At 66.6% G+C, this 14,892-nt stretch carries 14 protein-coding genes; 13 read left to right on the forward strand and 1 reads right to left on the reverse strand.

Annotated features, from left to right (window positions below):
* Nucleotides 1-54: 54 nt before the first annotated feature.
* From surE to ER13_RS02865, 7 genes are all read left to right on the forward strand, one after another.
* A complete protein-coding gene (gene surE / locus ER13_RS02835) occupies nt 55-849 on the forward strand; it encodes a 5'/3'-nucleotidase SurE (RefSeq protein ID WP_008261109.1) in 795 nt (264 codons plus the stop codon).
* 76 nt (nt 850-925) lie between these two features.
* Nucleotides 926-1,570, forward strand: coding sequence for a protein-L-isoaspartate(D-aspartate) O-methyltransferase (locus tag ER13_RS02840; protein ID WP_035306252.1), 645 nt, complete (start codon nt 926-928; stop codon nt 1,568-1,570).
* 259 nt (nt 1,571-1,829) lie between these two features.
* The gene (locus ER13_RS02845) at nt 1,830-2,846 is read left to right on the forward strand and encodes a peptidoglycan DD-metalloendopeptidase family protein (protein WP_081836104.1); all 1,017 of its coding nucleotides are present in this window, start codon (nt 1,830-1,832) and stop codon (nt 2,844-2,846) included.
* Between the two features lie 102 nt (nt 2,847-2,948).
* On the forward strand, nt 2,949-3,266 hold the full coding sequence (gene yajC, locus ER13_RS02850) for a preprotein translocase subunit YajC (RefSeq protein ID WP_008262385.1): 318 nt from the start codon (nt 2,949-2,951) through the stop codon (nt 3,264-3,266).
* A 33-nt stretch (nt 3,267-3,299) separates the two neighbouring features.
* A complete protein-coding gene (gene secD, locus ER13_RS02855; RefSeq protein ID WP_035306253.1) occupies nt 3,300-4,892 on the forward strand; it encodes a protein translocase subunit SecD in 1,593 nt (530 codons plus the stop codon).
* Complete coding sequence (secF, locus tag ER13_RS02860) at nt 4,892-5,881, forward strand: protein translocase subunit SecF (RefSeq protein ID WP_035306257.1); 990 nt, start codon at nt 4,892-4,894, stop codon at nt 5,879-5,881. Before secD ends, secF begins: the two co-directional genes overlap by 1 nt.
* 36 nt (nt 5,882-5,917) lie before the next feature.
* Nucleotides 5,918-6,301, forward strand: coding sequence for a hypothetical protein (locus ER13_RS02865; protein ID WP_008261029.1), 384 nt, complete (start codon nt 5,918-5,920; stop codon nt 6,299-6,301).
* 87 nt (nt 6,302-6,388) lie between these two features.
* Here the strand turns inward: ER13_RS02865 and ER13_RS02870 are convergent, their stop codons facing one another.
* Nucleotides 6,389-7,594: a pyridoxal phosphate-dependent aminotransferase gene (locus ER13_RS02870; protein ID WP_008263621.1), complete on the reverse strand. Its 1,206-nt coding sequence runs from the start codon at nt 7,592-7,594 to the stop codon at nt 6,389-6,391.
* Between the two features lie 124 nt (nt 7,595-7,718).
* Between ER13_RS02870 and ER13_RS02875 the strand changes: the two genes are divergently transcribed.
* The 6 genes from ER13_RS02875 to rodA all read left to right on the forward strand — a co-directional run bounded on the left by ER13_RS02875 (nt 7,719) and on the right by rodA (nt 14,785).
* Entirely contained in the window at nt 7,719-8,432 is a 714-nt protein-coding gene (locus ER13_RS02875) for a TVP38/TMEM64 family protein (RefSeq protein ID WP_052004768.1), read from the forward strand.
* A gap of 282 nt (nt 8,433-8,714) precedes the next feature.
* Nucleotides 8,715-9,755 (forward strand): rod shape-determining protein, encoded by a 1,041-nt coding sequence (locus ER13_RS02880; protein WP_008260883.1) that lies wholly within the window; start codon nt 8,715-8,717, stop codon nt 9,753-9,755.
* A 149-nt stretch (nt 9,756-9,904) separates the two neighbouring features.
* Nucleotides 9,905-11,056 (forward strand): rod shape-determining protein MreC, encoded by a 1,152-nt coding sequence (gene mreC, locus ER13_RS02885; RefSeq protein ID WP_035306262.1) that lies wholly within the window; start codon nt 9,905-9,907, stop codon nt 11,054-11,056.
* Nucleotides 11,053-11,571, forward strand: coding sequence for a hypothetical protein (locus tag ER13_RS02890; protein WP_035306265.1), 519 nt, complete (start codon nt 11,053-11,055; stop codon nt 11,569-11,571). Before mreC ends, ER13_RS02890 begins: the two co-directional genes overlap by 4 nt.
* Entirely contained in the window at nt 11,568-13,628 is a 2,061-nt protein-coding gene (gene mrdA, locus ER13_RS02895; protein ID WP_035306267.1) for a penicillin-binding protein 2, read from the forward strand. Before ER13_RS02890 ends, mrdA begins: the two co-directional genes overlap by 4 nt.
* A complete protein-coding gene (rodA, locus tag ER13_RS02900) occupies nt 13,628-14,785 on the forward strand; it encodes a rod shape-determining protein RodA (protein WP_008259084.1) in 1,158 nt (385 codons plus the stop codon). Before mrdA ends, rodA begins: the two co-directional genes overlap by 1 nt.
* The last annotated feature ends 107 nt before the right edge of the window (nt 14,786-14,892 follow it).

Genomic DNA, 14,892 nt, shown 5'->3' on the forward strand with positions numbered 1-14,892 from the left:
GCCCCCCTCTGGCGCGCTATGCGCGCCTGTCTCCCCCCAAGGGGGGGAGATGGCATGAGAATCCTCCTGACAAACGACGACGGGATCGAGGCGGAAGGTCTTGAATCCCTTGAGCGGATCGCGCGGACGCTGAGCGACGACATCTGGGTGTGCGCGCCCGCCGTCGAACAGTCGGCCAAGGGCCGGGGCATCACGCTGAGCGAGCCGCTGCGGGTGCACAGGCACGGCGAGCGGCGGTTTTCGGTGACGGGGACGCCGACCGACTGCGTCATCCTGGCGGTCAACGACCTGATGCCGGAGCGGCCGGACCTGGTGCTGTCCGGCGTCAACCGGGGGCATAATATCGGCGAGGACGTCAGCTATTCGGGCACGGTGGCGGGCGCGCTTCAGGGCATGGCCTTCGGCATCCGCTCCATCGCCCTGAGCCAGAGCCTGGAGCGGTTCCATGACGAGGTGGTGGCCCACTGGGAGACGGCCGAGGCCTTCGCCCCGGCCATCATCAGCAAGCTGCTGGACCAGAAATGGGCCAATGGGGTGGTGATGAACCTGAACTTCCCCAACCTGCCGCCGGAACGGGTCGAGCAGATCGAGGTGACGACGCAAGGGTTCCGCGACGTGGGCGAGATGCACGCGGTGCGGCGCACCGACCTGCGCGGGCGGGATTATTACTGGATGAGCTTCCGCGGCGAGAAGCAGGAGCATGCCGAGGGCACCGACCTGAGGGCCATCGAGGCGGGGCGGATCTCGGTCACGCCGCTGCACATCGACCTGACCCACATGGCCAGCGTCCATGACCTGAAGAAGGTGCTGGGCGGGGCGCCGCCGAAGAAGACGGAGCGCGCTGCGTGATGAGGCCGGCTGTCTCGCGCCCCCTCCACCACGACGCAAGGGCGTCGCGGTCCCCCTCCCCCAGGGGGGGAGGAAAATGAACCTGCACGACGACCGCGCCGGACGGCTGATCCTGTCGCTGCGCCAGCAAGGGGTGACGGATCCCCAGGTGCTGGCCGCGATGGAGAGCATCGACCGCGCGGTCTTCGTGCACGAGAAATTCCTGGACCAGGCCTGGGAAGACCAGGCCCTGCCCATCGACTGCGCCCAGACCATCAGCCAGCCCTATATCGTCGGCCTGATGACCCAGGCCCTGGACGTCCAGCCCCGCCACCGGGTGCTGGAGATCGGCACCGGCAGCGGATACCAGTGCGCGGTGCTGAGCCGGCTGGCCCGCTATGTCTATTCGGTGGAGCGGTATCGCAGCCTGCTGGTCGAGGCGGAGGCCAAGCTGCGGACGCTGGAGATCGACAATGTCATCACCAAACATGGCGACGGCGGCCTGGGCTGGATCGAACAGGCGCCCTTCGATCGCATCATGGTGACGGCGGCGTCTCCGGCCGAGCCGACCGAACTGTTGAAACAGTTGAAGCCGAACGGTGTTCTGGTCGCGCCCGTTGGCCGGACCTCGGTGCAGATGCTGCACCGCTATGTCGGTCAGGGCGACGGGTCATTCCGGCGCGAGAGCCTGACGGAGGTGCGGTTCGTGCCCCTGGTCGAGGGGACGGCGAAGGAGGGGTAGGTGGGCTTGAATGGTGAATCGTTTGTCGTGACTGAATGTCGCCCTCGATTCACTTCACGATTCACCTCTCACGAGTCACGCCGTCTCGCCGTTAACCTTCCCGCCCAACTTTGGCGATGATTGCGGGCTTGGCTTAAGCGGCGCGAGCGGGCACACCGGGCGGGCAGTTTAACCATCTAAGGAGCGGCCGGTGGCGGTGATATCGGGCTGGATCAGAGCGGTTGTAATCGCGGGGGCGTCGCTGAGCGCGGCGGCCTGTATGACCTATCCGTCCGAGCCGCAGTATTCGACGCGACCGACGGTGGGCGGGCAGGGCGCCTATCCGCCGCCGGCGCAGCAAGGTCCGTATGGTCAGCCGACCTCTCCCCAGGCTCAGCCTTATCCGCAGCCGCAAGCGACGGCGCCGGTCGGCCAGGTGGATGGGGGATATCTGCCGCCGCCGGTCGCTGCGACGCCGACGCAGCCGACCTATGTTCCTCCCGCGTCCTCCTATCCGGCGTCGCCGACCCCCTCGGGCGTGGTCACGCCGGGCGCCGCCTATGAGATCCAGCCGGGCGACACCATCTCGGGCGTCGGCCGGCGGTTCCAGACGCCGGTTCAGACCCTGATCGATCTGAACGGCCTGGGGCCGCGCGGCGCGATCACGACGGGCCAACGAATCATTCTTCCCGATGCGGCGGTCGATACAGGCCGCGACCCCTATGCGACCGGGCCTTCGCCGGCCGGAGTTCTGGTGCCGAACAGCGGCATGGCCCCGCCTCCGCCGCCGCCTCCGCCTTCGGGCAACGCCGCGCTTCCGGCTCAAACCCGTCCGACGGCCCCGGCCGTCGGCGCGGCTCGCCCGCCGGTCAGCGCCGCGCCTTCCGCGACGCCCGTTGCGGGCGGTCCCATCGCCCTGTTGTGGCCGGTGCGCGGCGATATCCTGCGGCGGTTCGGCCCGGTCGGGATGGGCGAGCGCAACAACGGGATCAACATCGGCGCCTCGGCCGGCGCCTCGGTCGTGGCCTCGGCCGGGGGACGCGTAGCCTATGTGGGCGACGATCTGGTGGGGCAGGGGCTGACGGTGCTGGTGGTCCACAACGGCGGCTGGCGCACGGTTTACGGCCATCTGGGTTCGGCCACGGTCAAGGACGGCGACGACGTGCGTGCGGGCCAGCAGATCGGCACGGTCGGTCTGACGGCCGGCGACGGACGCCCGTCGATCCATTTCGAAACCCGTCAGATGCGCGGCGACGACCCGGTCGCGGTCGATCCCCTGACCGTATTGCCACGCTGAACGTTTAGCCGCGTTGCAATCCGCGAGACGGAGCCCTAGGTTCCGCGCCTCGTTTTAATGGGGGCCGGCGAGGGCTGTCCCCCTTGTGTTCGGAGACTACCCATGGGCGCCCCAGCTGACGGCGGCATGATGGCCGTGATCATGCAGTTCCTGCCGATCGTCGCCATCTTCATCCTGTTCTACTTCCTGCTGATCCGTCCGCAGCAGAAGCGCGCCAAGGAACATGCGGCGGCCATCGGCGCCGTGAAGCGCGGCGACACCGTCGTGCTGTCCAGCGGCATGATCGGCAAGGTGACCCGCGTCGAAGAGGCCGAGGTCAATGTCGAGATCGCGCCCAGCGTCAATGTGCGCGTGGTCAAGACGATGATCGCCGAGGTGCGCAACCGCACCGCCATCGCCGCCAACGATTCCAAGGCCTGATACTTCGCGTATCGCTGAACCGAGACCGCCCTCATGATTCAGCTCTCGCGCTGGAAAGTCATCCTCGTCGTCGCCTCGGCGATCCTCGGCTGCCTGCTGGCCTTCCCCAACCTGCTGAGCTCGGCTCAGCGGGAGGCGCTGCCCGGCTGGCTGCCGAAGAACGCCCTGAACCTCGGGCTCGACCTGCAGGGCGGGTCGTATCTGCTGCTGGAAGTCGATGTGCCGGCGATGCGCGAAAAGCGCGTCACCAACCTGATCGAGGATGTACGGGTCACGCTGAACGGCGAGGGGATCGCCACCAACGGCTTCCAGCGCGAAGCCGGCGGGGTGATCGTGACCCTGGCCAATCCGGGGCAGCAGACGGCGGCCTTCGAAGCCCTGCGCCAGCTGGCCGGGGCCGCGGGCCCCTCAGGGCAGGTCGAGCGCACGGCGACGCGTGTGGGCGGCGACCGGATCCGCTTCGCCTATACGGACACGGCCCTGGCCGGCATGGGAGCGACGGCGGTGGACCAGTCGATCGAGGTGGTGCGCCGCCGGATCGACAGCCTGGGCACGCGCGAACCCTCGATAACCCGCCAGGGCGCCGACCGGATCGTGGTCCAGGCGCCGGGCGAGAGCGATCCTCGCAAGCTGGAGGAGGTCATCGGCCAGACGGCGCAGCTGACCTTCCAGATGGTGGATACCGAGAATTCGGTGACGGACGCCATGGCCGGACGGGTTCCGCCGGACGCCGAACTGCTTATGGACGAGCAGGGCACGCCCTATCTGGTCAAGAAGCGGGTGCTCGTCTCGGGCGAGAACCTGACGAGAGCCTCGGTCGATGCTGACCAAAGCGGTCGGCCTGCTATCGGCTTCCGCTTCGATGGCGCGGGCGCCCGCCGGTTCGGCGAGGCGACGTCCGCCAACATCGGCAAGCCCTTCGCCATCATCCTGGACGGCAAGGTCATCTCGGCGCCGCGCATCAATAGCGCCATCACCAACGGCTCGGGCATCATCGAAGGCCAATTCTCGATCCAGGAAGCCGCGACGATGGTGAACCTGCTGAACGGGGGCGCCCTGCCGGCGCCGCTGAACGTCGAGGAACGCCGGACCGTCACCGCCGAACTGGGCGCCGACGCCGTGACGGCGGGCGCCCTGTCGACCGCCGTCGGCTTCGCCATCATCGTGGTCTTCATGATCCTGGCCTACGGCTTCCTGTTCGGGGGCGTGTCGGTCATCGGCCTGGTGCTGAACGGGGTGCTGATCGTGGCGGCCATGTCGCTGACCCAGGCGACCCTGACCCTGCCGGGCATCGCCGGTCTGATCCTGACCTTCGCCGTGGCCGTGGACGCCAATGTGCTGATCTATGAGCGGATGCGTGACGAGGCCCGGTCGGGCCGCAGCGTGATCGCCAGCATGGACGCCGGCTTCTCCAAGGCCTGGGGCACGATCCTGGACGCCAATGTCACCACCCTGGTGGCGGCGGCGATCATGTTCGTCTTCGGCGCCGGTCCGGTGCGCGGCTTCGCCTGGACGCTGAGCATCGGCGTCTTCACCTCGGTGTTCTCGTCGGTTCTGGTGGCCCAGGTGCTGCTGGCCTACTGGCTCAAGACCGCCAAGCCCAAAAAACTGCCGATCGCGGAGTGATGGCGATGCGTGGATGGCCCTTCATCAAACTGCTGCCGCAGAAGACGAATTTCCATTTCGTCAAATACGCCCGGTTCGCCGCGGTGCTGTCGGTGGTTCTGTGCGTCGCCTCGATCGTGGCGTGTTTCGTTCCCGGCCTGAACATGGGCATCGACTTCCGGGGCGGCGCCTCGATGGAGGTGTCCAAGCCGGCCGGTCAGGCTATCGAGCTGGACCGCGTGCGTGAGGCGGTCAACAGCCTGAACCTGGGCGACGTCCAGGTGCAGGGCATCGCCCGGCGCGACAGCAATGTGGATGACGGCTCGACCGCCATTCTACGCTTCCAGGTGCCGGAAGGCCGCGACCAGACCCAGGTGGTCAACCAGGTCGAGACCGCAATCAGCCAGACCGTGGGCGAGGTCCAGTATTCGGGCGTCAGCGTCGTCGGCTCCAAGGTCTCGGGCGAGCTGTTCACCTCGGGCCTGCTGGCCCTGGGCGTCGCCATCGGCCTGATGTTCCTCTACATCTGGTTCCGGTTCGAACCGCAGTTCGGCTTCGGCGCCGTGATCGGCCTGCTGCACGACGTGGTGCTGACCTTCGGTCTGATCGTGCTGTTCCGGCTGGAGTTCAGCCTGAACATGGTCGCCGCCATCCTGACCGTCATCGGCTATTCGATGAACGACACCGTGGTGGTGTTCGACCGTCTTCGCGAGAACCTGCGCAAGTATAAGACCATGCCATTGCGTGAGGTGATCGATCTGTCTCTGAACGAGACCCTGTCGCGGACCATCATCACCGGCGTGACCGCCGTCATGGTGCTGGCGGCCCTGGCGATCTTCGGCGGCGAGGCCCTGTTCGGCTTCTCGATCGCCCTGATGTTCGGCATCATCATCGGCACCTATTCGTCCATCTATGTCGGCGCGCCGATCATCCTGCTGTGGGGCGTCAAGCGCGGCGCCCTGGCCGACGACGCCAAGCCGATCAAACTGGGCATGGCCAGCCGGCCCTGATCATCGCATCCTCTCCCGGAAACGGGGGAGGGCGTGATGAGGCGAAGTTTCGTGCTGGCGGCGTTTCTGGCGCTTGGCCTGGGCATGGGCGCCGAGGCCCAGACCCATGTTGGCAAGGACGCCTATCAGGGACTGCACTGGTCGGTCGCCGCACCCCAGGGCGCGTCCTGGACCCTGGTCTGTCGATTTCGCCCTGTGACGGTCTGGGTCAGTCCCTATGAGCGGGACCGCTGGATGAACATCATGACTCAGGATGGCCGAGGCAGCCGCCATGGCCGCCTGCCCGGCGACAACGGCCGCTGCTCCCTGACCAAGACCGGCGGCGAGGGCTCGGTCGGGATCGCCCTGGTCAAGAACGGCATGGCGACGTCGGCGGGCACGCGCGATCAGGCGAACCCAGCGAAGGTGACGGTGTTCTGAACCTGATCGCGCTCTACGCGATTCCCACCCTCTCGCCCGTCACCCCTCGGGACGAGCCCGAGGGTGACGGGCAGTGGAACGGAATCGTCAGCGCAGCGAGGCGGCGAAGCGCTGGATGCGGGTGCAGGCTTCTTCCAGCACGGCGTCGGAGGTGGCGTAGCTGATGCGGAAATAGGGCGACAGGCCGAAGGCCTCGCCCTGGACCACGGCGACGCCCTCGGCGTTCAGCAGTTCGGCGGCGAAGGTGCTGTCGCCGTCGATGACCACGCCCGATTCCGTCGTCTTGCCGATCAGGCCGGCGATGGACGGATAGACGTAGAATGCGCCTTCCGGCACAGCGCAGGTGAGGCCGGTCGCCTGGTTCAGCATCGAGACGACCAGGTCGCGACGCTTCTCGAAGGCGGCCTTGCGCTCGGGGATGAAGTCCTGGGTTCCGTTCAGGGCCTCGACCGCCGCCCACTGGCTGATGCTGGTGGGGTTGGAGGTGGTCTGGCTGGCCACCTTGCGCATCAGGTCGATCAGCGCCTTCGGCCCGCCGGCGTAGCCGATGCGCCAGCCGGTCATGGCATAGGCCTTGGACACGCCGTTGACCGTCAGGGTGCGATCGATCAGGTCGGGCGCGACCTGGGCGATAGTGGTGTAGTCGAAGTCGCCATAGACGAGGTGCTCGTACATGTCGTCGGTCAGCACCCAGACGTGCGGGTGGCGACGCAGGACGTCGGCCAGGGCCAGCAGCTCCGCCTGGGTGTAGGCGGCGCCGGTCGGGTTGGACGGGCTGTTCAGGATCAGCCACTTGGTGCGGGGCGTGATGGCGGCCTCCAGCACCTCGGGACGCAGTTTGAAGCCGTCCTTCTCCTCGCCGACCACGGTGACGGGCTCGCCGCCGGCCAGCAGGACCATGTCGGGGTAGGAGACCCAGTAGGGGGCGGGCACGATGACCTCGTCGCCGGGGTTCAGGGTGGCGACCAGGGCGTTGAAGATGACCGGCTTGCCGCCCGGCGCGACGTGGATCTGCGACACGTCATAGTTCAGACCGTTCTCACGCGCGAACTTGGCCACGATGGCCTTCTTCAGCTCGGGCATGCCGTCGGCGTCGGTGTATTTGGTCTCGCCGCGATGGATCGCGTCGATCGCGGCCTGTTTGATATTCTCGGGCGTGTCGAAGTCCGGCTCTCCGGCGCCGAGGCCGATCACGTCGCGGCCCTCGGCTTTAAGCTTCCGGGCCTGGGCGGTCACGGCGATGGTGGCCGAGGGCTTGACGCGGGCGAGGGCGGAAGATTGCAGGCTGGACATGGGTATCCCGTCGATCTTGGAAGGTTCGTGCCGGGGAAGGCGAGGTTCCTTACGCGCCGTCGCCGTTCGGGACAATCCGCCGACGCTCGCTAATCGCCGGACAGGATGATAAGCGGCGCTCCTGATGCGCTGGATCATCGATTTCCTGTCGAATATGGAGGCGCGTCGCTGGCGCGCCGTGCTGGCGACGGCCCTTCTGCTGGGCGCCATGATCGCCCTGTTCGCCGTGGGCAAGAGCCAGTTGGGCCTGGACGCCGAGGTGAGGCTGGAGGCCTGGCTGGGCGGGTTCAGGGATGGGCCTTGGGGACTGCCGGCCGCCATCGTCGTCTTCACAGTCGCGGCCTTCTTCGGGGCGCCGCAGTTCATCCTGATCGCCGCCTGCGTCGTGGCCTTCGGGCCGTGGTTCGGGTTTCTGTACAGCTGGATCGCCACGGTCGCCTCGGCCGCCGTCACCTATTGGATGGGGCGCGGGCCGACGGCGCGCCTGCTTGAACGGCACGGGGGCAGGACGGTGGGGCGGCTGACTCGGTTCGTGGGTCAGAACGCCTTCTACGCCAGCTTCATGATCCGCAACGTGCCGTCGGCGCCCTTCATCGTCGTCAACATGGCGTTCGGCGCGGCGCGGGCGTCGTTTCCCGGCTTCCTGGCCGGTTGCGCGCTCGGAGTGCTGCCCAAGACGGCCCTGGTGGCCTTCTTCGGCGGATCCTTCATGACGGCGGTCAGCGGCGACGGGATCTGGACCTCGGCCATACTGGCGGGCGTGGCCCTGGCCTGGCTGGCTCTGATGCTGGGTGTTCGCGAATGGGTGAAGCGGCGCGAAGTCGCGCGCGGCGACTGATCCGGCAAGCGAAAGGCAGCATGTTTCACAGGCTGTTTCCCACCCTCATGACGCTAACGTGAACACCCCCAAGCGCGGCTGTTCCACAGGGTTGGGGGTGAACTTGGATACGGTGCGCTAAGGGGGTTGTATTCCCTGTTTCATACGGGCACACGGGCCAACGGTAGACGTGGCGAAGACGATCAGGAAGCTGTCCGGCAAGGGGATGTCAGGGCAGCGGGGCGTCGCCAGGTCAACTGCGAAACTGACGCCCTCGGTCAAAGAACAACGGTATCGATTCCCATGAGCTTTTCCCTTTTCGGCGCGATCTCCAACGACATCGCGATGGACCTGGGCACCGCCAACACCCTGATCTACATGAAGGGCAAGGGCATCGTCCTGAACGAGCCTTCGGTCGTGGCCCTACGCAATGTCGGCGGACGCAAGATCGTCCACGCCGTAGGCATAGAGGCCAAGCAGATGCTGGGCCGCACCCCGGGCCACATGGAAGCCATCCGCCCGATGCGTGACGGCGTCATCGCTGACTTCGAAGTCGCCGAAGAGATGATCAAGCACTTCATCCGCAAGGTGCATAACCGCAAGGGCTTCGTGAACCCGAAGATCATCGTCTGCGTGCCGTCGGGCGCCACGGCGGTCGAGCGTCGCGCCATCAACGACTCCTGCCTGAACGCCTCTGCGCGCCGCGTGGGCCTGATCGACGAGCCGATGGCCGCCGCGATCGGCGCAGGCCTGCCGATCCACGAGCCGACCGGCTCGATGGTCGTCGACATCGGCGGCGGCACGACGGAAGTGGCTGTCCTGTCGCTGTCGGGCATCGTCTATTCGCGTTCGGTCCGCGTCGGCGGCGACAAGATGGACGACAGCATCATCAGCTACATGCGTCGCAACCATAATCTGCTGATCGGCGAGACGACCGCCGAACGCATCAAGAAGGACATCGGCACCGCCCGTATCCCGGCCGACGGCGAAGGCCTGTCGATCGAGGTCAAGGGCCGCGACCTGATGCAGGGCGTGCCGCGCGAGGTCCGCATCTCGGAACGTCAGGCGGCCGAAGCCCTGGCCGAGCCGGTGACCCAGATCATCGAGGCGGTGAAGGTCGCGCTGGAGGCCACCCCGCCGGAACTGGCCGCCGACATCGCCGACAAGGGCATCATGCTGACGGGCGGCGGCGCCCTGCTGCGCGGCCTGGACATCGAGATCCGCGACCATACCGGCCTTCCGGTTTCGGTGGCTGACGATCCGCTGTCGTGCGTCGCCATCGGTTGCGGCCGCGTTCTGGAACATCCGCGCTGGATGAAGGGCGTGCTCGACTCGGCGCTCTGATCAATTCGTCTGCAGCCGGGTGAGAACCTGGCTGCAAATCCTTTCGGGCCTTCGCGATCAACGGTTCCATTCTGGCCCCGATTTTGCGATAGGCAGGCATGACGGCAGGGGCGCCTGCCGATTCCAACCCCTTATGTGGAAGGTCGCCCGTGGCGTTTCGCGACGGCCCTTTTGAAAACCTGAAGGTGCCGCTGGCCTGGACCGCCGCGGTGGTCGCAGTCGTGGCCATGGCGGGCGCGGCTCTTCTTCTTGTCAGCGATCGCACGACGCCGGACGGCGGCTCCAGCTATGGCGCGGCGCGGGGGGCTGCGGCCTCTGTGACCGGGCCGGTCAGCGGCGTCTTCGCCGCGCCGGTGCGCTGGGTCGGCGCCGTCACCGATTACATCGGCGGGTATTTCTTTGCAGTGTCCGAGAACCGGCGGCTGAGGGCCGAGGTGGCCGAGTTGGAGCCCTGGCGCGACCAGGCCATCGCCTTGAAGAACGTCAACGCCCGTTATGAAGCCATGCTGGGTCTGCGGACCGAACCGGCCGTGCCCATGGTCACGGCGCGCGCCATTTCGGATGCCCGCGGCCCCTTCAATCGCGCCAAGCTGGTGGATGTCGGCGCGTCGAAAGGCGTGCGGATCGGCAATCCGGTCATTAACGAGCACGGTCTGATCGGCCGCGTCACCGGCGTCACCGGCGGCGTCAGTCGCATGGTGCTGCTGACCGACGTCGCGTCCCGTACGCCGGTTCTGGTGGACCGCACCGACGCCCGCGCCCTGCTGACCGGCGACGGCAGCGACAACCCCCGGCTGGAGTTCGTGCGCGGGGCCGGTTCTGTGCAGGCGGGCGACCGGATCCTGAGTTCCGGCGATGGCGGCGGCCTGCCGCGCGGCATTCCCATCGGCGTGGCGGCCAAGGGGATCGACGGCAGCTGGCGCGTGAAACTGTTCAGTGATCGCGGCGCCATCGACTATGTGCGGGTTCTGCTGTTCCAGGACTTCGGCCAACTGATCGATCCGAATGCGCTCAATGCGCCGCCCCTGGCCGGTTTGACCACGGCGCCTCCGCCGAACGCTGAACAGGCGGGCGCCATAGGCGACGCGGCAGCACGCCGTCAGGCGGCCGCGGAGGCCCAAGCGGCACGGGCGCGCGCCGCCGCCGCCGTCGCCGCGACACCGCCTGCAAAAACACCGGCGGCGCCCCAGGCGCGTCCCGTTCAGACTCGTCCGGCGCAAACTCGACCCGCCGCCGAGGCGCCATCGGCGGCGACGTCTCCACAACCAACGCCCGCACAGGCGCCGGAGGGCGTGACGTGAGACGTCCGGTCGCGGTCCGCGTCGTCGGACCTCTGCAATGGATCGTCTATCCGGCCCTGGCGGCGATCGCCGCCACCATCATCTTCGCCACGCCTGTGCAACTGTTCGGCTTGATGCTGCCGGAGCCGGTGTTTCCGATGGTGCTGGCCTTCGCCTGGCCGCTGATCCGGCCGTCGATGACGGCGCCCGCAGTACTCTTCGGGCTTGGTCTGTTCCTGGACCTGTTGTGGAACGGACCTCTGGGCCTTTGGGCTCTGTGTCTGATGGGCGTCTATGTCGTGATCCTTTTGTCGCGCAATCTGCTGGCTGGGCATGAGGGGGTGATCCGCTTCGCCTGGTATATGGCCTGCACCCTGGCCGCCTTCCTGGTCGCCTATGTGATCGTGGCGGTGAGGGCGGGCAATCCGCCGGCGATCCTGGCCCTGATCGGCCAGATTCTGCCGACCCTGATCCTGTATCCGATCGCCGACTGGATGCTGGAACGGTTCGACGACGGGGATATCCGGTTCCGATGAGCGGCGAACCCTCCATCTTCTTCGCCGACGTCAACGAGCGCCAGGGCTCCTTCCTGCGCCGCACCTTCGTGTTCGGCGGGCTGACGGCCCTGGGGGTCACGGCCCTGGTGGGGCGGCTGGCCCAGCTTCAGGTCGTCCAGGCCCAGGAATATGCGACCCTGTCGTCGCAGAACCAGTTCAACTTCCGCATGGTCCCGCCGCCGCGCGGCCTGATCAAGGACCGCAACGGCGTGGTCATCGCCGGCAACCGGCCCAGTTTCCGGGTGCTGGTGATCCGTGACGAGACCAAGGATCTGGATCAGACGCTGGATCTTCTGGGCCGTCTGCTGCCCGACACGCTGGAACGTCGACGCGCGATCATCCGCGAGGTCAACGCCTCGCCCAAATTCAACCCGGTGCCGGTCAAGAGCGACCTGACCTGGGAAGAGTTCGCCAAGGTCAACCAGTACGCCAACGAACTGCCCGGCGTCATGGCCGACATGAACGAGGCCCGCTACTATCCGTTCGGCGGCGCCTTCGCCCATGTGATCGGTTATGTCGCCAAGGTGTCTGACCGCGACGTCAAGGCGATCCGCGATAAGGGCGAGACGGTGCCGCCGCTGCTGTTCAACCCCGGTTTCCGGATCGGACGCCAAGGCGTCGAAAAAGCGCTGGACGAAGCCCTGCGCGGAGAGCCGGGCGGCAACCGGGTTGAAGTGGACGCCCGGGGCCGGGTGGTGGCCGAGGATATCGGCGGTTCACGCACCGCCGTGCCGGGCAAGGAGGTTGTTCTTACTCTGGACGCCGATGTCCAGAACCGGGCGCTGGAGGTGTTCGGCGAAGAGTCCGGCGGTTGCGTGGTGATGGACGTCCGCAACGGCGACATCCTCTGCATGGTGTCCGCGCCCTCGTTCGACCCCAACCTGTTTGTTGGCGGTATTCCCTCCAACGTCTACAGCGCTCTCCGCGATTATGAGCGCAAGCCGCTGCTCGACAAGGCCATCGGCGGCGTCTTTCACCCCGGGTCGACGTTCAAACTGACAACCTCGCTGGCCTTGCTGGAGGCTGGGGTCGATCCTGACGAGCGGGTGGTCTGCACCGGCGGCTATCGCTTCGGGTCACGGACGTTCCGCTGCTGGAAACCCGGCGGCCACGGCCCCATGAACATGCATGATGCGATCAAGACGTCGTGCGATGTCTATTTTTATCACATGTGCAATCGGGCCGGCGTCGACAAGATTCAGGAGGTCGGCAAGAAGATCGGCTTCATGCAGACCTACGACATCGGGGTCGGCAACCAGAAGGCCGGATCGATTCCCAGTCGGGCCTGGAAGGCGAACTACAACAAGAACAATCCCAACCCTGATTCTCGGACCTGGTATCCAGGCGAGACCTTGTCGGTTGCGATCGGGCAGGGCGACGTGAACGTCACAGCTCTGCAACTGGCCGTGACGACCGCGCGCTTCGCCAATGCACGAAAGGCGATCATGCCGCGTCTGATCAAGTCGGTCGGCGGGGTGGATCAACCCAGCGGCGCTGCGGTGCCCGATCTGCCCTTCCCGCCCGAACACCTCGAAATCGTTCGTCAGGGCATGGTGGCGGTGGCCAATGACGTCGGGGGCGGCGCCTATCGCCAGAGCCAGCTAGGGCTCGGCGACATCAAGATGGCCGGCAAGACAGGCACGGCGCAGGTGCGCAACTACGGAACAGGCTCTCGCAAGAGCGCCGACGTCACCTGGGCGCTGAAGGACCACAACCTATTTGTGGCGTTCGCCCCTGTGGACGAGCCGCGCTACGCTATCGCCGTCATCATTGAGCATGGCGGCTTGGCCGGATCGACCGCTGCGGCTCCACGTGCGCGCGAAATCATGCGCACAGTGCTGCTTAAGGACCCGGACATGGTGGCGCGTATGACGCGACCACCACCACCGGAGCCTACAGCCTCGGCCGAGGCAGCCGAACTAGAAGGCGCTGCGCCTCCCGAGCCGGATGTCGTGGGGGCTGAGACGGCACGTCGCACCCGTCAGATGCCGACCGTCACCACGGGTCCACGCCCCTATCTGTCCGAGCCGCGCTGATGACCGCTTCCGCCCTGTCCCGTCCCGGCGAGCGCGAGCGCGTTTCGACCAAGATCAGTCAGATCGACTGGCGTCTGCTGGCTCTGATCTGCGTGGTGTCCGGCACCGGCGCATTGATGCTCTATTCCGTGGGCGGAGGGTCCTGGTCGCCGTGGGCGGCGAAACACCTGATCCGCTTCGGCATGTGCGTGGCCCTGATGCTGGCCCTGTCCATGGTCAATATCCGCTTCTGGTTCGGCCTGGCCTATCCGGTCTATGGGGTGGCCCTGCTGATGCTGGCCCTGATCGAGGTTCCGGGCCTGGGTTATACGGCCATGGGCGCTACCCGCTGGCTGAACCTCGGCGTGACGCGCATCCAGCCGTCCGAGATCATGAAGATCGGCGTCGTTCTGGCCCTGGCGCGCTGGTATCACGGCGCTTCGGCCAAGGAGGCCAGCTTCCACTGGAAGCTGATCTATCCGGTCGCCATCATCGGCCTGCCCTTCCTGCTGGTGGCGCACCAGCCGGACCTGGGCTCGGCCATGCTGATCGGCCTGACCGGCGCGGCCATTATGTTCATGGCGGGGCTGAGCTGGAAGATCATCGCTGCTGTGGGCGCCGCCGCCGTGGCGCTGATTCCGCCCTATGTGATGTTCGGCATGCACGAGTATCAACGCCACAGGGTGCTGACCTTCCTGAACCCGGAGGCCGATCCGTCGGGCACGGGCTATCACATCATGCAGTCCAAGATCGCCCTGGGCTCCGGCGGCTTCCTGGGCAAGGGGTTCGGCCTGGGCAGCCAGAGCCAGCTGGAATTCCTGCCCGAAAAACACACTGATTTCATCTTCGCGGCGGTGTCCGAGGAGTTCGGTTTCGTCGGTTCCTTCACCATCCTGGCCTGTTATGCGGCGATCATCCTGATCTCGCTGCGGATCGCATCCCTGTCGCACAGCCATTTCGGCCGTCTGGCCGCGTCGGGGGTGACCGCGACCTTCGCCATGTATGTGCTGATCAACGGCGCGATGGTCATGGGGCTGGCGCCCGTCGTGGGGGTGCCGATGCCGCTGCTGTCCTATGGCGGCACGGTGATGCTGACGGTGATGATCGGTTTCGGCCTGGTGATGGCCACGCGCGTGCACCGTTACGCCGAACTGCCCAAGGGCCAAGGCCTGATCTGACGCCGTTCGCGCGTTCGGAAGCGCGGGTTTTGGGGCGTCGCCTGCACAGCGTCTTACAGCGACGGATTTCCACCACCAGATCAACACCTTCAATTCGGCGGGCCGAA

The sequence above is a fragment of the Brevundimonas sp. EAKA genome (assembly GCF_000698025.1).
Taxonomy (GTDB): domain Bacteria; phylum Pseudomonadota; class Alphaproteobacteria; order Caulobacterales; family Caulobacteraceae; genus Brevundimonas; species Brevundimonas mediterranea_A.